The organism is Saccharomonospora sp. CUA-673 (assembly GCF_001942305.1).
Lineage (GTDB): Bacteria > Actinomycetota > Actinomycetes > Mycobacteriales > Pseudonocardiaceae > Prauserella.
The window spans coordinates 1-18,611 of the sequence record NZ_MKKE01000031.1 but is presented as its reverse complement, the minus strand read 5'-3'; the positions used below and the strand labels follow the sequence as shown (position 1 = coordinate 18,611).

Genomic DNA, 18,611 nt, shown 5'->3' with positions numbered 1-18,611 from the left:
TCGATGAGCACAGACGTATGAGCACGCGGGAAAATTCCACGTGTGACCCGGGCTACGCCGGGGAGCAATCAGGCGTCGGGAACGTCGTCGCTGCCGGTGTTGGCGAACATGTACGACTCGACGGGCGCACTGTCCGGCGCGACGTCCGGGTTGAGGCGGATGGCCGCGCTCTCGGCCGTGGGCTCACCCACGATCTCGACCGGTTCCTCGGTGACCTCGCCGTCGACGATCCGGTACGAGCGGAACTCGGCGACGTCGTCGAACCGCGTGGACACCAGCACGTAGTGCGCGAAGGGCTCCTGGGCGAACTGGATGTCCGTCCGCGAGGGGTACGCCTCCGTGGCCGTGTGCGAGTGATAGATCACGACCGGCGTCTCGTCGTTCGCGGCCATCTCGCGGTACAGCTTCAGCAGGTCACCCGAGTCGAACTCGTAGAACGTGGGCGAGCGCGCCGCGTTGACCATGGGGATGTAGCGCTCAGGGCTGTCGCTGCCATCGTCCGGTCCCGCGATGACGCCACAGGCCTCGTCGGGGTGGTCACGACGGGAATGGGCGACGATCGCGTCGACATGGTCACGGCGGATCCGAAGCACGGCACTATCTTACTGGCTGAATAAAGCGCGTTCACAGTGTGAGACGGGCACTGTGTCGCATCCCTCCCAGCAGCGCGGATCCGCCTCACCGGCCGTGGCGGGTGTCGGTGACGGCCTCGGGCCAGACGTCGCGGTAGGCACGCAGTCCCGCCGCCGACGTCGCCGACAGCACGCCGCGGACCATCGCCCGTGTGAACACCCGGGCCGCCGCCGCGCACAACCCGTCGAGCGCCGCGGCCCGCTGCGCCCCGCCGACGGTGCCCTCGGCCTCGCTCAGCGGCCGGTCGCCCGTGGCCAGCGCGAAGACCGTGTCGCCGTCGTACATGGTGTGCGCAGGTCGCACGGCGCGGGCCAGGCCGTCCTGCGCCGACACCGCGAGCCGGCGCGCCTCGGCCTTCGACAGGTCCGCGTCGGTGGCGACCACGCCGATCGTGGTGTTGAGGTCCTTGCGCCCACCCGCCCCGACGTCACCGGGACGGCAGGGCCACGCGGCGATGCCGAACTCGCCGTCGACCTCGTGATCGGCCGCGAACGGCGCCCCGGTCTCGAGGCTCACGGCCTCGCCCGAGGCGTTGACGACGACCAACGCGCCCACGGTGTGCTCGCCGACCCGCTCGCTGGCGGTGCCGACACCGCCCTTCAGGGAGCCGACCTGGCGCCCGTGCCGGCACCCACGGTGCCCTGCGCGACCGGCCCGGCCGTGGCCACCCCGCACGCGGCGTACCCGAACGCGGCGTCGGGCCGGTTGCCCCAGTCGCTGCGCGGCAGGTCGAACACGACCGCGGCCGGCACGATGGGCACGACCTCGAACGGCCGGCGCCCACCGGAAACCGCGCTGCCGCTCGCCGAGCCAGCGCACCACGCCGTCGGCGGCGGCCAGGCCGTAGGCACTGCCGCCGGACAGGCAGATCGCGTCGACCCGCTGCACGAGGTTCTCGGGTTCGAGCAGATCGGTCTCGCGGGTACCGGGCGCTCCCCCACGCTGGTCGACCGCGCCCACGGCCCGACCGGGCACGAGCACGACCGTCGTCCCGGTCGCCCAGCCGCGGCCCAGCCGATGGTGGTGCCCGACCAGCACCCCGGGCACGTCGGTGATCGCGTTGAACCCCGGCACGCCGACCTCCTCGTGTGCGTGGGCGCCTACGGTCACCAACTATGCCGCCGCGCCACCGATCACGCCGCGCCGGCCGTGCGGTGCCGGTTATTCGGTGAGGGCCTGCACCAGGCTCTCCTGCACCCAGGTCAGCCAGTGGTAGATGCCGAGGTGCGAGGCGCGGGGGTCGTCGTCGGGCAGCTCGTCGGGAGTCTCGTCGTTGACGTCCAACGCCGTGCCCAGCGCGAGGCGGACGTCGTTGAGCGCCGACACCCAGGAGTCGGCCTGCTCGTAGGTCAGCTTGATGTTGCCGCCCTCGGGCGGCAACGACGCGAGCAGTTCCGCGGCCACCCCGAGCTTGGCGTCGAGCACCTCGGGTTCGTGCAGCGACCGCAGCGCCGCCGCCGAGTCGACGTCCTCCTGCGCGGGATGGTCCGGGTCGAGCTTGTGGAAGTCGGGCAGGAGCCGGGACAGCACCGGATCGTTCGGGCCCTCCGACGGGCCCGTCTTGATGCCCGTCAGCTCGGCCAACTCGTCCTGCGGCGTCTCCTCGACGCGCGCCCTGAGCATCTCGTCGACCTGTCGGACCAGGCCGCGCAGCACCGCGGCCTCCTGCTGTTCGAATCCCGCGAGTACGCGGCCGCCCTTGCGGCGCCAGGCCTTCACGTCTGCTCCATCGTGGCCCACAGGCCCGCCGCGTGCAGTTTCGCGACGTCGCCCTCGACCTTCTCCTTGGTGCCCGAGGTGACGATGGCGCGCCCCTTGTGGTGCACGTCCAGCATCAGCTTCGTGGCGTGATCTCGGCTGTACCCGAACAACTTCTGGAACACGTACGTCACGTACGACATGAGGTTGACCGGGTCGTTCCACACGATGGTCTGCCACGGCGTGTCGTCGGCGCTCACGTCCTCGCCGAGTGTCTGTTCGGCCTCGACCGGCGTCGTCATACCCTCCATGTTGTCACGCCGGACATACCGCCCTGCCCGGAACCCCGCAGTTCGCAGGTATGGCCGGACACCCGACGCGGCGCCCCTGCGGACCCCGCGGATAGGTTCTTCCGCATGGAACAGATCGGCCCCAGCACGGCACTGCTGACCGACCACTACGAGCTGACGATGCTCGGCAGTGCGCTCGCGGACGGTTCGGCCGACCGGGACTGCGTGTTCGAGGTGTTCGCCCGCAGGCTGCCGAACGGCAGGCGCTACGGCGTCGTCGGCGGCACCGCCAGGGTGCTCGACGCGATCAGCGACTTCCGGTTCACCGACGCCGAACTGACCCAGCTCGAACAGACCGCCGTGGTCGACGCCGCCACGCTCGGCTGGTTGGCCGACTACCGCTTCTCCGGCGACGTCGAGGGCTATCCCGAGGGCGAGCTGTACTTCCCGGGATCGCCGATCATGACCGTGCGCGGCAGCTTCGCCGAGGCGGTCGTACTCGAGACGCTGGTCCTGTCGATTCTCAACCACGACACGGCCGTCGCCTCGGCCGCCGCGCGCATGTCCGCTGCAGCATCGGGCAGGCCGATCATCGAGATGGGCGGCCGCCGCACCCACGAGCAGGCCGCCGTCGCCGCCGCGCGCGCCGCGTACCTCGCCGGCTTCGCCACCACGTCGAACCTCGAGGCGGGCCGCCGCTACGGCATCCCCACCCGCGGGACCACGGCACACGCGTTCATCCTGCTGCACGACAGCGAGGAGGCCGCGTTCCGTTCGCAGGTCGCCAAGGTCGGCACCGACACCACGCTGCTCGTCGACACCTACGACATCTCCCGCGGCATCGAGACGGCGATCCGCGTCGCCGGGCCCGAGCTCGGCGCCATCCGCATCGACTCCGGCGACGTCGGCGTCCTGGCCCGCAAGGCCCGCGAACAGCTCGACGAGCTCGGCGCGAAGGACACCCGGATCGTCGTGTCCGGCGACCTCGACGAGCACGCCATCGCCGCGCTGCGCGCCGAACCCGTCGACGCCTACGGCGTCGGCACCTCCGTCGTCACCGGATCGGGCGCACCGACGGCGAGCATGGTGTACAAACTGGTCGAGGTCGACGGCCGCCCGGTCGCCAAACGCAGTGAGGACAAGGCGTCGCGCGGCGGCCGGAAGTCGGCGCTGCGCAGGCACAAGGGCACCGGCACCGCTCTCGAGGAGGTCGTGTACCCCCCGGGCGCGCCGCCCGAGATCGGCGAGCACGACCGCGTACTGCCGATCGCGCTGATGCGGGGCGGCAAACCGGTCGCCGGACTACCCACCCTCGAGGACGCCCGCGGCCGCCTGCGCCGCGGCATGGTGAGCCTGCCGTGGGAGGGTCTCAAGCTCTCGCACGGCGAACCGGCCATCCCGACGACGTTCCGCTGAAGGCAGCTGTTCCCCACATCGCCTGCTGTGCCACCGTCGCTGCTCCCCCAACGTTCAAGGAAGGCGGGAATCGAATGACCACCGCACTGATCGTCGTGGACGTCCAGAACGACTTCTGCGAGGGCGGCTCGCTCGCCATCGACGGCGGGACGGCCGTCGCCGAGGGAGTGACCGAGCTGATGCGCCGGGGCACCTACGAGCACATCGCCGCGACCCGCGACTACCACATCGACCCGGGCGCGCACTTCAGCGAGAAACCGGACTTCGTGACGTCGTGGCCCCGGCACTGCGAGGCCGGCCTGCCCGGCGCGAGCTTCCACCCGGCGCTCGACGTCGGACCGGTGCAGGCCGTGTTCTCCAAGGGCCAGTACAGCGACGGCTACTCGGGATTCGAATCCGCGACCGACACCGGCGAACCGTTGCAGGACTGGCTGCGCGCCCGCGGGGTGAGCGCGGTCGACGTCGTCGGCATCGCGTTCGACTTCTGTGTGCGCGCCACCGCGTTGGACGCGGCGGCGGCCGGGTTCACCGTGCGCGTGCTGGCCGAGCTGACCGCGTGCGGTTCGCAGGCCACGACCGACACGGCGCTGGCCGACCTCGCCGCGGCCGGCGTCGCCGTCGACGGGACGCCGCGGGTCGGCGGGTGAGCGCTGGACTGGTGACGTTCGGCGAGGCGCTGGCGTCCTTCCGCACCTCGGCGGGCAAGCTCCGACACGCGACGTCGGTCGACGTCGGCATCGCCGGTTCGGAGGCGACCGTCGCCGTGGGCGTGTCGCGGCTCGGGGCGCGCGCCGCGTGGATGGGCCGCGTCGGCGCCGACGAACCCGGCGCCCTGGTGTTGACGCGGCTGCGGGAGGAGGGCGTCGACACCGGCGCCGCCGTCACCGACCGGAAGGCGCCGACGGGTCTGGTGCTGCGCGACTTCCGCTCCCGCGACGCGAGCCGGTCGGCGTACTACCGCACCGGCAGCGCCGGCACCCGCCTCGCTCCCGAGGACCTGCGGGAGGACCTGATCGCCGCGGCGGGCGTGCTGCACCTGTCCGGCAGCACGGCGGCGTTGTCGGAAACGGCCGACGACGCCGCGTTCGCCGCCGCGGAGATCGCGGGCGAGGCGGGCGTCCCCGTGTCACTGGCGCTCGACCACGGCCCGGCGCTGTGGGACGACGAGAACGCCAGGGACGCCGTGCTCGACCTGCTCGAGCGGGTTGACATCGTGTTCGCGCGCACCGACGAGGCCCGTCCGCTCGGTTTCGACACCGACGCCGAGGCCTTCGCCGCGGAACTCGCCGGGCGCGGGCCCGACGAGATCATCGTGCTCCAGGGGCCGCGCGGTGCTATCGCGGAGATCTCCGGCGTGCGCTACGACGTGCCCGCCTACCCCGTGCACGAGATCGACGCCGACGCCGCCGACGAGGCGTTCATCGCCGGCTACCTCGCCGACCTGATCGCCGGTGAGCCCGCCGACCGCCGGGTCCGCACCGCAGCGGCCTGCCGGGCGGCCGCGATGTCGGTGCCCGGTTCGGCCGACAGCCTCCCCGAACGCGCCGACCTCGTCGACCTGCCCCGCCAACACCGCCTCACCCGCACCCCCGCCTCGTAGAAGCACCCGAGGGCCCTTTGGTCGCGCCCACCCGTCGCCCGACCCCCCCCCCACGACGCGCTGACGCGCGGCTGCGCTTGATGCGACTATGGGGCCCTCGGGAGCACTGAGCGGTCAGGCGCCGTAGGGGTCGCAGGCGGCCATGCCGAGGCGGATGTCGCCGGTGACGGGGCCGCCCTCGGGGAACAGCTGGATGCGCACGGCCGACATCTCGAGGCTGCCGTCCGGCGGGTCGGGCGCCGTGAACTCGTTGAGCACGACCTTCGCCAGCGGCGCGGCGTCGGCATCGTCGCCGGGGATCAGGATCTCGTGGTTCGGCGGGATCTCCTGCGGCAGGTCGAAGCCGCTCACCCCGGACAGCTGCATCGACGAGCTGCTGCCGTTCTCCGTCGTCTGGCACTGCGCCGTGAACGAGCGCACCCGGATCTCCGGCCCGCCGTACTCCTCCAGGATCGACGTGGAGAACCGCTCCCCCGTCGCCGTGGTCGAGGCGCGGCCGTCGGCGCGTTCGCACGTCGTCTCGCCGCTGCCGTAGCGGGCGAGGTCGCCGCCGCCGACGTCGACACCCGGGGTGCTGTTCTCGGGCTGCTCGTCGACGTCGCAGTCGGCGATCGGGCCGACGCGCACCTCGTTGCCCTCGTGCACGACGTCGACCAGTCCGACCGATCCGAAGGCCGCGGGTTGCTCCTGCTCCTGGGCCTGCGCAGCGGCCGGCAGCACGGCCGTGAGCACGAGCGCCGTCGCGGCACCCGTCGCCGCCATCCGTGCCGCACGTCCGGCGTGGAACCTGTGTGCCATGTGATGTCCTCCCGAGTCGCACCTTTTCCCGACATCGGCAGCCGCGCACTCGGACCTGACCGGCCTTACCGCACACCACCCGGCCGTGTGACCGCCCGGTCTGACCCGTTTTCGACAGGCCCTGCCGCTAGTGTGGGACACCGTGCCCGCCGAGATCAGCACCCTGCGCAAGGCCCGGGAACTGCCCGGTGTCCGTGAGCTGCTCACCACCGGCGTCGACGCGGTGGGTGGCTCCGAACGCGACGGGCAGGCGCAGATGGCCGACGCGGTGGCCCGGTCGATCCGCACCGGCGAGCATCTCGCCGTGCAGGCGGGCACGGGCACCGGCAAGTCGCTGGCCTATCTCGTCCCGGCCATCCGGCACGCGGTCGAGAAGCACACGACGGTCGTGGTGTCGACGGCGACGATCGCGCTGCAGAACCAGCTCGTCGACCGTGATCTGCCCCGGCTGGCGAAGGCGCTGACGAAGCCGCTCGGCCGCGAGCCCACGTTCGCGATCCTCAAGGGTCGCCGCAACTACCTGTGCATGCATCGCGTCCACGCGGGCGCGCCCGAGGAGCCCGAGGACAGCGGCCTGTTCGACGCGTTCACCGTCTCGCGCATCGGCCGCGAGGTGAAGCGACTGCACGAGTGGTCCTCGGAGACCGAGTCCGGCGACCGCACCGAACTGGTGCCCGGCGTGTCCGAGCAGGCGTGGCGGCAGGTGTCGGTCAGCGCCCGCGAATGCCTCGGCGCGTCGCGCTGCCCCGTGGGCGACGACTGTTTCGCCGAGAAGGCGCGCGCCGACGCGGGCCGCGTGGACGTGGTCGTCACCAACCACGCGCTGCTCGCCATCGATGCGCTGCAGGAACAGCGGGTGCTGCCCGAGCACGACGTCGTGGTCATCGACGAGGCGCACGAACTGGTCGACCGGGTGACGTCGGCGGCCACGGCCGAGCTGACCGCGGCGGCGATCTCGTCGGCCACACGGCGCTGCGGGCGGATCATCGACGCCGACACCTCCGACCGGCTCCTCGAGGCCGGTGAGGGGCTGGCTCTCGTGCTGGGCGACGCGCCCGCCGGCAGGCTCGACGCGCTGCCGCAGGCGCTGGGCGGCGCGGTCCGGGTGGTCCGCGACGCGGCGCACGGGTGTCTGACGGCGCTGGGCAGCGACCGCAAGGAGGACATCGAGGAGGCCACCGCGCGCAAGCTCGCCCGCTCGGCCGTCGAGGAGATCCACGACACGGCGGTGCGGCTGCTCGACGCCTTCGACGCCGACCAGGCCAACCGGCCCGACGTCGTCTGGGTCTCCAACGACACCTACTCCTCCTCGCCGCGGCGCCCGCGCTACACGTCGCGCCGTTGGCCGTGGGCGGTCTGCTGCGCGAGCGCGTGTTCGCCCGCTCGACGACCGTGCTGACGTCGGCGACGCTCGCGCTCGGCGGCCGGTTCGACACGCTCGCCCGCCAGTGGGGCCTGCCGGGCGAGCCGACGCCCACCCCGGTCGACGACGGCACCGCGACCGACAAGCCCGCCCCCGCCGACGACGCGGACGACGGACTGCGCTGGAGCGGCCTCGACGTCGGATCGCCGTTCGACTACGGCCGCAACGGCATCCTGTACGTCGCCAAGCACCTGCCGCCCCCGGGCCGGGACGGGCTCGGCGACGCGACGCTCGACGAGATCGCCGAACTCATCGAGGCGGCGGGCGGCCGCACGCTGGGGCTGTTCTCGTCGATGCGGGCGGCCAAGAAGGCCGCCGAGGAGCTTCGCGAACGCCTGCCCCACGAGATCCTGTGCCAGGGCGACGATTCGACGTCGACGCTGGTGAGCCGCTTCGCCGACAGTCCACGCACGTGCCTGTTCGGCACGTTGTCGCTGTGGCAGGGCGTCGACGTGCCGGGTCCGTCCCTGCAGCTGGTGCTCGTGGACCGGCTGCCGTTCCCCCGGCCGGACGATCCGGTGGCCTCGGCGCGGCAGCGGGCCGTCGAGGCCAGGGGCGGCAACGGATTCCTCACGGTCGCGGCGACGCACGCGGCGCTGCTGCTGGCCCAGGGCGCGGGGCGGCTGCACCGCTCGACCGGCGACCGCGGCGTCGTGGCGGTGCTCGACTCGCGGCTGGCGACCGCACGGTACGGCGGCTTCCTGCGCGCCTCGATCCCGCCGTTCTGGCCGACCCACGACCCGGCCGTCGCTCGCGACGCCCTCAAACGACTCGACGCCGCCGACACCTCCGCCCCCGGACTTTCCGCCGAGCCCACCGCGTTACGGTGAACGACAACTCCGAACCCAAGGGAGAGTTCGTGTCCCCCGATTCCTCCACCGCCCATTCCCGTGCGATCAGCGTCGACGACACCGGAGTCCGCCGGCAGCTCGCCGACGGTTCCGAGGAGCGCGTCGACTGGGACGAGCTCGCGGCCGTCGTCGTCCGGGTGATCCCGGAGGGACTGTCGGACGAGGACGTATTCCTGATGCTCGCCGCCGCCGACGGCACCGGTACGGCCGTGCCGAGCGGCGACCCGGCCGCCGACGCGCTCATCGAACGGCTGCAGACATTGCCCGGGTTCGACCACGAGACGTTCGTGGAGGCCATGACCACCGACGCGACCAGGCCTACGTGGTGTGGAAGGCCGCCGAGAACTCCTCCTGAGCCCCGGCCGGCCTCGTCAGCGGCTCGCCGGGCGTCGGGTGCCGGTCAGTCGGGTTTCGTGGCGCGGACGACGGCGTCGACGCCCGTGCCGGCCGCCTCGCGGGTGCGTTCCTCGGCCACCTCGATCCGCCAGCCGCCGAGCGCCGTGAGCGCGGTGGTGGCCTCCTCGACCGACACCTGGGTCTGCCCCGCCGCGGGGGTATCCGCGCCGGTCTCCGGGTCCACGGGCCGGTGCCCCACCAGCAGCAGCGTTCCGCCGGGCGCGACGCCGCCCGCGAGCCGGGTGACGAACTCGTCGACCGGGCCGGCGATGTGCACGTACAGGCAGACCACGAGGTCGTAGCGGCGCGGCGCCGGCGTCCACACACCGAGGTCGCCCTCGACCCACTCGATCCGGCCGGAGATGTCGGTCCCGAGCTCCTCCGCGGCCGAACGTCCGGCCTGCAGCGCCGTCGGCGAGAAGTCGACGGCGTCGACGCGCCAGCCGGCCGTGGCCAGCCACAGCGCCTCACCGCCGTGCCCGCATCCCGCGTCGAGGGCCCGTCCGGGTGCGAGTCCGGCGGCCTCGGCGGTCAGGTGCCCGTTGGGCGGCCGGGCGGCGACCACGCCGGGGTGCTCGCGCACCACCTGATCCCAGCGCCGTTCCCAGAAGTCCCGATCGAAGGTCTGTGCCACGTCGACGACCCTGCCACGGTCGGAGCCCTCCGGCCGACTCTCGTTGCCGAACCGGCAAACGGCCCTGCGGCCCAGCCGCCACGCGGTCAGGGGTTCGCGATCAGAGGCCGCGGCGCTGGGCGAGGACGGTGATCGTGCCCGGGGCGATCTCGGTGAAGCCCGCATCGCGCACGGCGATGACGCCGTCGGACCGCCATGCCCGCTCCGGGTCGTCGCCGGGGGCCAGCTCGGCCCACTGCTGCGGGCTCGCCGTGCGCACGGCGCACGCGAAGCCGCGGTCCCGCCAGGCCTCCACCTCGGCCGAGCCGAGCGCGGACGCCAGCAGCATCGTGCCGTGGCCCACCTGGGCCGCCGATTTGCCCGCCGTCATCGGCACATCCGGGTTCAGCATCAGCAGCGGGACGTCGTCGCGCGCCGGTGCGGGCTCGTCGGCCGGCAGGTCCGTGCCGGACACCTGCAGCCGCGTGACCTCCTTCGGCAGGTCCGCCACGCGCGTCGCAGCAGGGCGCGCACCTGCGCCCCGGCCACGTCGACCGTCACGCCCGGCAGCTCCTGCACCGCGTCCCAGTGCGATCCGCGGGCCCGTCGGGACACCTTGCGGATGTGCCCGGCGATCCAGTCGCGCATCGGTTCGTGCCACGGACCGTCGGGCTCGCACCGCTCGTCGAGGCATACGGCCAGCGCGGCCGTCGCGGCGGCCTCCAACAGCGGGGTGCGTTCGGGCGGGTTGGACTTCTCCAGCCGCAGGACGACGGGCATGGCCCGCACCTGGTCCGGCTCGGTCTCCACCACGGCCGTCGCCTCGGCGGGCAGGCCGAGCCACGAGGCGTAGCGCGCCGCCAGTGGGGCCAGGACGCTCACGGCCGGACGAGCGGCATGCCGTCCGCGGCGTCGGCGGCCTCGACCTCGTTGCGCGTCACGCCCAGCATGAACAGGATCGCGTCGAGGTACGGGTACGACAACGCGGCGTCGGCGACCTCGCGCAACGCCGGCTTGGCGTTGAACGCGATGCCCATGCCGGCGGCCGAGAGCATGTCGATGTCGTTCGCCCCGTCGCCGACGGCGACGCACTGCTGGATGGGGATGCCGAACTCGTCGGCGAAGCGGTTCAGCGCCTTGGCCTTGCCCGGCCGGTCGACGACCTCGCCGACCACCCGGCCGGTGAGCTTGCCGTCGACGACCTCGAGCTCGTTCGCCGCGGCGAAGTCCAGGCCGAGCTCGTCGACGAGCCGGTCGATGATCCGCAGGAAGCCACCGGAGACGACACCGCACTGGTAGCCGAGCCGCTTGAGCGTGCGGATCGTGGTCCGCGCACCCGGGGTCAGCTCGATCGCGTCGGCGACCTCGTCCATGGCCGACTCGGGCAGTCCCTCGAGCAGGGCCACCCGACGTTCGAGCGATTCGGTGAAGTTGAGCTCGCCGCGCATCGCGGCCTCGGTGATCTCCCGCACCTGCGGTTCGACACCGACGTGCGCGGCGAGCATCTCGATGACCTCGCCCTGGATGAGCGTCGAGTCGACGTCGAACACCACGAGCCGCTTCGCCCGCCGCGACAGGCCCGCCCGCTGGATGGAGACGTCGAGCCCGCCGCGGTTGGCGAAGTCGGCGAGGATGGACCGCAGTTCGGCGTCGGCCTCGGGGGTGTCCTTCTCGACCGAGAGCTCCACCTCGAGGCCCGTCACCGGGTAGTCGGCGATGCTGTGGATGCCGTCGATGTTGGCGTGCACCGACGCGAGCTTGCCCGAGACCTGGTAGAAGGACCGCGCCGTGAGCGGGCGGCCCAGCAGGGTCATGACGTGCGTCGACTCCTGCCGGTCCGGCGAGAACGGATCGGTGCCGATGGCGTCGCCGATGCGCACGTCCACCGACATCGACACCGTCGCCATCGCCTGCTCGACGGCCTCCTGCAGCGCCTCGGGGTCGCCCTCGACCCGACGAGCACACCCAGCACCAGCCGGCCTCTGATCACCACCTGCTCGACGTCGACGACCTCGACGCCGTGCGCGGTGAGGGCCGCGAACAAGACGGACGAGACGCCCGGCTTGTCCGGACCGGTCGTGGTGATCAGGACCGGGGTGCTGGTGCTACTCACTGTTCGCTCGCGTTGTCCTTGTCGTGGTCTCCCGGCATGACCGTCCTGGTGGCCGTCTGCGACGGTGCCTCCTTGGCATGCGGGTCGTCGATCTGCTTACCCGTGAAGGAGATGTGACCCTCCTTGTGGATCCGCTCGATCATGTGCGGGTAGTGCAACTCGAACGCCGGACGCTCCGAGCGGATCCGCGGCAACTCCGTGAAGTTGTGTCGCGGCGGCGGGCACGAGGTGGCCCACTCGAGCGAGTTGCCGTAACCCCACGGGTCGTCGACCTTCACGATCTCACCGAAGCGGTAGCTCTTGAAGACGTTCCAGATGAACGGCAGCGTCGAGACACCGAGCACGTACGCACCGATCGTGGAGATCGTGTTGAGCGTCGTGAAGCCGTCGGAGGCCAGGTAGTCGGCGTACCGCCGCGGCATGCCCTCGGCGCCCAGCCAGTGCTGCACCAGGAACGTGCCGTGGAAGCCGACGAACGTCAGCCAGAAGTGCAGCTTGGCCAGCTTCTCGTCCATCATCCGGCCGGTCATCTTCGGGAACCAGAAGTAGATGCCGGCGAACGTGGCGAACACGATCGTGCCGTAGAGCACGTAGTGGAAGTGCGCGACGACGAAGTAGCTGTCCGAGACGTGGAAGTCGATGGCCGGGGCGGCCAGCAGGACACCGGTCAGACCACCGAAGAGGAACGTCACCAGGAAGCCGACGGAGAACAGCATCGGCGACTCGAAGGTGATCGAGCCCTTCCACATCGTTCCGATCCAGTTGAAGAACTTCACACCGGTCGGGACCGCGATGAGGAACGTCATGAAGGCGAAGAACGGCAGCAGCACCGAACCGGTCGCGTACATGTGGTGGGCCCAGACGGCCACCGACAGCGCCGCGATCGCCAGCGTCGCGAGCACGAGGCCCTTGTAACCGAAGATCGGCTTCCGGCTGAACACCGGGAAGATCTCCGACACGATGCCGAAGAACGGCAGGGCGACGATGTAGACCTCTGGGTGTCCGAAGAACCAGAACAGGTGTTGCCAGAGGATCACGCCGCCGTTGGCCGGGTCGAACACGTGCGACCCGATGACGCGGTCGGCGAGCAGACCCAGCAGCGCGGCCGTGAGGATCGGGAACGCGATCAGCACCAGGATGCTGGTGACCAGGATGTTCCAGGTGAAGATCGGCATTCGCCACATGGTCATGCCGGGAGCCCGGAGGCAGACCACGGTCGTGATCATGTTGACCGCACCGAGGATGGTGCCCAGACCACTGACGAGCAGACCTGCGATCCAGAGATCGGCGCCCGGTCCCGGCGAGTGGATCGCGTCGGACAGCGGCGTGTAGGCGAACCAGCCGAAGTCCGCGGCGCCACCCGGCGTCAGGAAGCCCGCGAGGGCGATCATGCCGCCGAAGCTGAACAGCCAGTACGAGAAGGCGTTCAGTCGCGGGAACGCCACGTCGGGCGCACCGATCTGCAGCGGAAGAATGTAGTTGGCGAAGCGAAGACGATCGGCGTCGCGTAGAACAGCAGCATCACCGTGCCGTGCATGGTGAAGAGCTGGTTGTACTGCTCCTGGGACAGGAACTGTTGCCCGGGCTGAGCAAGCTCGGTCCGGATCAGCATCGCCATCGCTCCGCCGATCATGAAGAAGGCGAAGCAGGTGACGATGTACATGATGCCGATCTGCTTGTGATCCGTCGTGCGGAACATACTCAGCAGGTACGAACCCTTTGCCGGCTTGTGCGACGGGTATGGGCGCGTCGCGGTCGGCTGGGGGGCTACGGCCGTCACTCCTGCCTCCTGCACTTCAAACCCCGATCCTTGCTGCGCCACGGGCGGGGACCCACGTTGGCTACGACAGATCGTAGCCGTCACCGGTTTCGGCGCTACGCACCGGCTGGGGAGATCACTCCACGGCGGGCCGCGGAGCCCTTCGGAGGCGGCTCCGCGGGCCCTCGACGCGAGGCCCGACGGCGACTCGGCGGCGGTGCCGACCGGCCGCCGCGGAGCGGTGTCGACACCGCCGAACGTGCTGGTGAGACGAATATCGGGCCCGGTTCGGCACCCTTCCGGCACCGGCCTCGGCGGCCGGATCGACGGCCGCGGCGGCCCGTAATGTCGAGCTTGTCGGGTTCTGTGTGACGCACGCCGCCATGGTCTCCACGGGGCCTCCGCGGGCCCTTCACGGCGGCCCTCGGAGCCGCCACGGACCCCTCCGCGGGGCGTCGCGTTCGGGCGTTACGTCCGTCACGATCGGCCGGCCGCACGCGGCCGGCTCACCCGGACGGCGGTGTCGTCAGGCCGCCGGGTACCAGTCGGTGATCGCCGCGACGACCGCGTCGGGGGCCTCGAGCGGGGTCAGATGGCCCGCGTCCGGGATCGTCTCGAGCCGCGCGTCGGGCAGCGCCTCCGCCATGGCCCGCGCCGCGTCCGGGGTGGTGAGCGTGTCCTGCTCCCCCACCAGCACGAGCGCGGGCACGCTCGCCGCCCGCAGCGTGTCGAACGAGTCCGGCCGGGCCGCCATCGCGCGCTGCGCCCAGGCGACCCCGGCGGGCGGCTGCGAGTCGACGAGCTCGCGCACCAACGCCGCGACCTCGGGCTGGTCCCGGTGGGTGTGCTCGGACAGCAGGTTCGGCAGCATCGCCTCGGCCAGCCACCCGGTGCCCTCCGACTCGGCCCGCTCGGCAGCCTGCAGCCGGTTGGCGCGCGCGTCGTCGCCGTCGGCGTCGGCCTTCGTGTCGATCAGGACGAGTCCACCGACGCGCTCGGGGGCCGCGCGCAGCACCGCCATCGTCAGATAGCCGCCCATCGAGCAGCCGCCCAGCACGACCCGGTCGAGTTCGAGCCGGTCGAGCAGCGCGACGACGTCCCGCGCCGCGTGGTCGAGGCTCGGGCCCGCATCGACGTTCGGGGCTGCGCTCGGACCGGCGCCCGGGTCCGCGTCGGGGGCCGGGAGCGGGCTGCGGCCGAGCCCGCGTTGGTCGGGCGTGATCAGCCGGGTGTGGGCGGCCAGGGGTTCGCGGACGGCGTTCCACATCCGCGCGTCGAGCGGGTACGCGTGCAACAGGACGAGAGGGAGTGCGGCCATGGCCGCGATTGTTCCCGATCCGACCCGCCGACGGGCTCAGCGGCGAGTCGGGCGGGGCCCGCCGGACTCGGCGGCTCTGTGCCTCAGCGGCGAGTCGGGCCGCGGCGGCCGCGTGCCTTCCAGCAGCCGTTGTGCCAATGCCGGCGGTCGGCCACCGACCCCGTCTCGTCGGCGGGCCAGGCCACGACGTGCGGCACCCCGGGATTGATCTCGTGGTCGCACCCGGGACAGCGGTACGTCTTGGTGGCCTGCGCACCCGGCACGGTGCGCACCAACCAGTCGCCGTCGGCGGACGACTCCGAGCGGGCCCACCCGCTCATCGCGGGACCGGGCCGCTCGTCACGCGATCGACGATGGCGTCTGGGCATACGACAACGTTAACCAACCCCGTGTCAGCACCCCACGCCACCGTGTCAGCAATTCACGACGCCGTGTCAGCAATTCACGTCGCAGTGTCGGCGCTCTAGGTCTGGGCAGGCCTTCGGCGCATGGCGATGTGGGGGATGCCGTCCTCGTCGAACTCGTCGCCCTCGGGCACGTAGCCGAAGCGGGCGTAGAAGCCCTGGGCGTACGTCTGGGCGTTGAGCACCGACTCGGTGTCGCCGAGGTGCTCGACCGCGGCCTCCATCAGACGCGCGCCGAGGCCGGTGCCCCGGGCGGACGGGGCCGTCACGACCCGACCCACCCGCGCGACGCCGTCCGGGCCGGTCAGCACACGCAGACACCCGGCCGCACCCTCGCCCGCGACAGGGCCGGGCGCCCAGATGTGCCACGTCGTGGGCAGCAGGTCGAGGCCGTCGATCTCGCCGTAGGGACAGTTCTGCTCGACGACGAACACGTCGACGCGCAGTCGCAGCAGGTCGTGAAGCTCGGCGGCCGTCAGGTCGGGGCCGCGTCGGGTTACCAGATCGGTCACCCGGCAAGTCTGCCAGGACCGGCGCCGCAGCCCGGTCAGGGAGCGGTGGTCTGCGCGGCGAGGTCCGGTTCGTACGTCGACACGCGGGTGTAGACGCCCGGCTTGCCCGCCTGGGCACAGCCCTCGCCCCACGACACGACGCCGATCAGCCTGTCGCCGACCATCAACGGTCCGCCGGAGTCGCCCTGGCAGGCGTCGACGCCGCCCTCGGGGTAGCCGGCGCACAGCATCGACTGCCGGTCGTAGGCGGTGTAGGCGTCCGCGCAGGTCCGGTCGTCGACCACGGGAACCTCGGCGGACTGCAGCGTGTTCGACGGCGAACCCGACTCCTCGACGCGGCCCCAACCGAGGACCGTCGCCTTCGTGCCCGGCTGGTACAGGGCGGTGTCGGACGAATCGGCGACCTCCGCGACGCGGAACGGCAGCGCACGGTCGAGGGTGAGCACGGCGATGTCGTCGCCGTCGATGGGGTTGTCGTAGCCGGAGGGCATCCACACGTCGCGCACGCCCGCCTCGATGCCCTCGTCGGTCCGCGTGTCCTGCCTGCCGCCGACGACGCCGAGATCGCCGACGTCCATCGCGTCCGCACAGTGTGCGGCTGTCACGACCTGCTCGGCCGAGATCAACGTGCCGCCACAGAACTGCCGGTCGTTGTCGTCGACGAGGTACACGGCGTAGGAATGCTCCTGCACCGACGCCTCCGAGCCGCCGACGACGTACGGCTCCGCGGCGGCCGCGGTCGCGGCGGGCAGCATCGCGGCGGCGGTCAGCGAGGTCGCGGCGACCGCCAGCGCGCGCCTGAGCACGCGCCGCGGTGCGGACTTCACGGGCATGATGCGTCCCCTTGAAGGTGGGATTTCTCCGACCGGGACAGGCTACGGGCCCACTGCCCGAATCCGGGGTCGCTGAATCGGGTGGACTACCGTGCTGGCGTGAGTGGTGGCCTCTTGATCGCAGGAACGACGTCGGACGCCGGAAAGTCCACAGTGGCTGCCGGGGTGTGCCGCTGGCTCGCGCGGCGCGGGGTGCGGGTCGCCCCGTTCAAGGCCCAGAACATGTCGAACAACTCGATGGTCTGTGCCGACGGCGCCGAGATCGGACGTGCGCAATGGCTGCAGGCCGTGGCCGCGGGCGTCGAACCCGAGTCGGCGATGAACCCGGTGCTGCTCAAGCCGGGCGGCGACCGGCGCAGTCACGTCGTGCTGCGCGGCACCCCGTGGGGCGACCTCCACGCGGGTGACTGGGCCACCGGCCGTCGCGAGCTGGCCAGGGCCGCGCACGCCGCACTGGCCGAACTACGCGAGCGGTTCGACGTCGTCGTCTGCGAGGGCGCCGGCAGCCCCGCCGAGACGAACCTGCGCGAGGGCGACTACGTCAACATGGGGCTGGCGCGCGAGGCGAACCTGCCCGTGCTGGTGGTCGGCGACGTCGACCGCGGCGGCCTGCTCGCCGCGCTCACCGGCACCGTCGGCATCCTCGACCCGGACGACCAGGCGCACATCGCCGCGTTCCTGGTCAACAAGTTCCGCGGCGACGCGGCGCTGCTCGCCCCCGGCCTCGACTCGGTCACGCAGCTGACCGGACGCCCCGTGCTCGGCGTGCTCCCCTGGCTTCCCGACGTCTGGATCGACTCCGAGGACGCCCTCGCCATCGCCGGCTGGGACGGACACAGCCGCGGCGCCGGCGCGACCCTGCGCGTGGCCGCCGTGCGATTCCCCCGTATCTCCAACGCCACCGACCTCGACCCGCTCGCCGCCGAACCCGGCGTGTCCGTCACCGTCACCGCCGACCCGGACGTCATCGCCGCCGCCGACGTCGCCGTCCTACCCGGCACGCGATCCACTGTGGACGACCTGGCGTGGATGCGTGAGCGGGGCATCGACGTCGCCGTCCGCGCGCGGGCCGCAGCCGGACGCCCCGTATTGGGGATCTGCGGCGGGTATCAGATGCTCGGACACTCCATCGTGGACGGTGTCGAATCGTCCACCCCCTCCACCGACGGGCTCGGACTGCTGCCCATGTCCGTCACCTTCCGCCCCGAGAAGACGTTGGCCACCCCGGTTTCGTCCTGGCATGGGCATTCCGTGCGCGGATACGAGATCCACCACGGGGTCGCCTCCGTCGATCTCGACTCCGGTGCCGCGGCTGAGGCATTCCTCGACGGGGCTCGGGACGGGGCTGCGTGGGGGACCATGTGGCATGGGGTGTTCGAGAATGATGCCTTTCGACGGGCCTGGATCGGGGAGGTTGCTCGGCAGGCTGGGGTTGAGTGGGTTGCTGCCGATGGGGCTCCCGGGTTTGCCGAGCGGCGTGACGCGATGATCGACTCCGTTGCCGACGCCGTCGAGGACAACGTCGACGAGGGGGCCTTGATGGGGCTGGTTCGGGGCGGGGTACCCGCCGGACTGCCCACTTCGGGTGGTTCACGGGTAGGTCACGCGCCGTTCGCGGGACGGAGGCCGTGTCAGCGTTTCGCGTCGTCGTGTTGGCATTGTGCGTCGCCGTGTTGGCATTTCGTGGACGCCGTGTCAGCAGTTCGCGTCGTTGTGTTGGCAGTTCGCGGCGCGGTTTTGGCGTTCTGCGTCGTCGTGTCAGCGTTCTGTGGCGCCGTGTTGGCGATTCACGTCGCTGTTTTGGCATTCTGTGTGCGGGATCTGCGCTTGGGGGTTAGGTGCCTCGCCGGCGGGCAGGTCTCTGGGATGGGCGGGCGGCTTTGCCGCTGTCCGTGTCATCCCTCGACCTCTCGTTTCGTTTATCACGCTCAGAGGCGCAAGGGGCTTCGTTGAT

General features: G+C 71.7%; 13 protein-coding genes and 6 pseudogenes. 6 read left to right on the top strand and 13 right to left on the bottom strand.

Annotated elements, in window-relative coordinates:
• Positions 1 to 68: 68 nt before the first annotated feature.
• The 4 genes from BJF85_RS14790 to clpS all read right to left on the bottom strand — a co-directional run bounded on the left by BJF85_RS14790 (position 69) and on the right by clpS (position 2,633).
• Positions 69 to 593, bottom strand: coding sequence for a Mov34/MPN/PAD-1 family protein (locus tag BJF85_RS14790; RefSeq protein WP_075848267.1), 525 nt, complete (start codon positions 591 to 593; stop codon positions 69 to 71).
• 85 nt (positions 594 to 678) lie between these two features.
• Positions 679 to 1,707: a P1 family peptidase gene (locus BJF85_RS14785; protein ID WP_369822182.1), complete on the bottom strand. Its 1,029-nt coding sequence runs from the start codon at positions 1,705 to 1,707 to the stop codon at positions 679 to 681.
• 87 nt (positions 1,708 to 1,794) lie between these two features.
• Positions 1,795 to 2,352: a DUF2017 domain-containing protein gene (locus tag BJF85_RS14780; protein WP_083666406.1), complete on the bottom strand. Its 558-nt coding sequence runs from the start codon at positions 2,350 to 2,352 to the stop codon at positions 1,795 to 1,797.
• Positions 2,349 to 2,633, bottom strand: a complete 285-nt coding sequence (gene clpS, locus BJF85_RS14775; RefSeq protein WP_075848263.1) for an ATP-dependent Clp protease adapter ClpS — start codon at positions 2,631 to 2,633, stop codon at positions 2,349 to 2,351. Before clpS ends, BJF85_RS14780 begins: the two co-directional genes overlap by 4 nt.
• A 114-nt stretch (positions 2,634 to 2,747) precedes the next feature.
• On the opposite strand from clpS, the gene BJF85_RS14770 reads away from it, so the two are divergent.
• The 3 genes from BJF85_RS14770 to BJF85_RS14760 all read left to right on the top strand — a co-directional run bounded on the left by BJF85_RS14770 (position 2,748) and on the right by BJF85_RS14760 (position 5,637).
• A complete protein-coding gene (locus BJF85_RS14770; protein ID WP_075848261.1) occupies positions 2,748 to 4,037 on the top strand; it encodes a nicotinate phosphoribosyltransferase in 1,290 nt (429 codons plus the stop codon).
• A 74-nt stretch (positions 4,038 to 4,111) separates the two neighbouring features.
• On the top strand, positions 4,112 to 4,684 hold the full coding sequence (locus BJF85_RS14765) for an isochorismatase family protein (protein WP_075848259.1): 573 nt from the start codon (positions 4,112 to 4,114) through the stop codon (positions 4,682 to 4,684).
• Positions 4,681 to 5,637 (top strand): sugar kinase, encoded by a 957-nt coding sequence (locus BJF85_RS14760; RefSeq protein ID WP_075848257.1) that lies wholly within the window; start codon positions 4,681 to 4,683, stop codon positions 5,635 to 5,637. Before BJF85_RS14765 ends, BJF85_RS14760 begins: the two co-directional genes overlap by 4 nt.
• 114 nt (positions 5,638 to 5,751) lie before the next feature.
• Here the strand turns inward: BJF85_RS14760 and BJF85_RS14755 are convergent, their stop codons facing one another.
• Positions 5,752 to 6,435 carry a choice-of-anchor P family protein gene (locus tag BJF85_RS14755; protein ID WP_083666404.1) on the bottom strand — a complete coding sequence of 228 codons (684 nt, stop codon included), beginning with the start codon at positions 6,433 to 6,435 and terminating at the stop codon, positions 5,752 to 5,754.
• Positions 6,436 to 6,598: 163 nt separating this feature from the next.
• Between BJF85_RS14755 and BJF85_RS14750 the strand changes: the two are divergent.
• Positions 6,599 to 8,688, top strand: a pseudogene (locus BJF85_RS14750) (ATP-dependent DNA helicase).
• Positions 8,689 to 8,717: 29 nt separating this feature from the next.
• Positions 8,718 to 9,064, top strand: a pseudogene (locus BJF85_RS30190) (hypothetical protein).
• A gap of 45 nt (positions 9,065 to 9,109) precedes the next feature.
• Here BJF85_RS30190 and BJF85_RS14740 read toward each other — a convergent pair.
• The 8 genes and pseudogenes from BJF85_RS14740 to BJF85_RS14705 form a co-directional block, all read right to left on the bottom strand.
• A complete protein-coding gene (locus BJF85_RS14740; RefSeq protein WP_075848255.1) occupies positions 9,110 to 9,739 on the bottom strand; it encodes a bifunctional 2-polyprenyl-6-hydroxyphenol methylase/3-demethylubiquinol 3-O-methyltransferase UbiG in 630 nt (209 codons plus the stop codon).
• Positions 9,740 to 9,839: 100 nt separating this feature from the next.
• A pseudogene (locus BJF85_RS14735) lies at positions 9,840 to 10,600 on the bottom strand (peptidyl-tRNA hydrolase).
• Positions 10,597 to 11,831, bottom strand: a pseudogene (gene serB / locus BJF85_RS14730) (phosphoserine phosphatase SerB). Before serB ends, BJF85_RS14735 begins: the two co-directional pseudogenes overlap by 4 nt.
• Positions 11,828 to 13,611: pseudogene (gene ctaD / locus BJF85_RS14725) on the bottom strand (cytochrome c oxidase subunit I). Before ctaD ends, serB begins: the two co-directional pseudogenes overlap by 4 nt.
• Before the next feature lie 505 nt (positions 13,612 to 14,116).
• A complete protein-coding gene (locus BJF85_RS14720; RefSeq protein WP_075848253.1) occupies positions 14,117 to 14,908 on the bottom strand; it encodes an alpha/beta fold hydrolase in 792 nt (263 codons plus the stop codon).
• 83 nt (positions 14,909 to 14,991) lie between these two features.
• Positions 14,992 to 15,276, bottom strand: coding sequence for a hypothetical protein (locus tag BJF85_RS14715; RefSeq protein ID WP_075848251.1), 285 nt, complete (start codon positions 15,274 to 15,276; stop codon positions 14,992 to 14,994).
• Positions 15,277 to 15,371: 95 nt separating this feature from the next.
• A complete protein-coding gene (locus BJF85_RS14710) occupies positions 15,372 to 15,824 on the bottom strand; it encodes a GNAT family N-acetyltransferase (protein ID WP_075848249.1) in 453 nt (150 codons plus the stop codon).
• Positions 15,825 to 15,859: 35 nt separating this feature from the next.
• Positions 15,860 to 16,657: a trypsin-like serine protease gene (locus BJF85_RS14705; protein ID WP_075848247.1), complete on the bottom strand. Its 798-nt coding sequence runs from the start codon at positions 16,655 to 16,657 to the stop codon at positions 15,860 to 15,862.
• Between the two features lie 99 nt (positions 16,658 to 16,756).
• On the opposite strand from BJF85_RS14705, the pseudogene BJF85_RS14700 reads away from it, so the two are divergent.
• A pseudogene (locus BJF85_RS14700) lies at positions 16,757 to 18,235 on the top strand (cobyric acid synthase); the annotation flags it as partial.
• Between the last annotated feature and the right edge of the window lie 376 nt (positions 18,236 to 18,611).

Excerpts from the sequence above, each read along its gene's own strand:
- clpS (WP_075848263.1), bottom strand. The coding sequence starts at position 2,633 with ATGACGACGCCGGTCGAGGCCGAACAGACACTCGGCGAGGACGTGAGC.
- BJF85_RS14770 (WP_075848261.1), top strand. The coding sequence starts at position 2,748 with ATGGAACAGATCGGCCCCAGCACGGCACTGCTGACCGACCACTACGAG.
- BJF85_RS14765 (WP_075848259.1), top strand. The coding sequence starts at position 4,112 with ATGACCACCGCACTGATCGTCGTGGACGTCCAGAACGACTTCTGCGAG.
- BJF85_RS14755 (WP_083666404.1), bottom strand. The coding sequence starts at position 6,435 with ATGGCACACAGGTTCCACGCCGGACGTGCGGCACGGATGGCGGCGACG.
- BJF85_RS14720 (WP_075848253.1), bottom strand. The coding sequence starts at position 14,908 with ATGGCCGCACTCCCTCTCGTCCTGTTGCACGCGTACCCGCTCGACGCG.
- BJF85_RS14715 (WP_075848251.1), bottom strand. The coding sequence starts at position 15,276 with ATGCCCAGACGCCATCGTCGATCGCGTGACGAGCGGCCCGGTCCCGCG.
- BJF85_RS14705 (WP_075848247.1), bottom strand. The coding sequence starts at position 16,657 with ATGCCCGTGAAGTCCGCACCGCGGCGCGTGCTCAGGCGCGCGCTGGCG.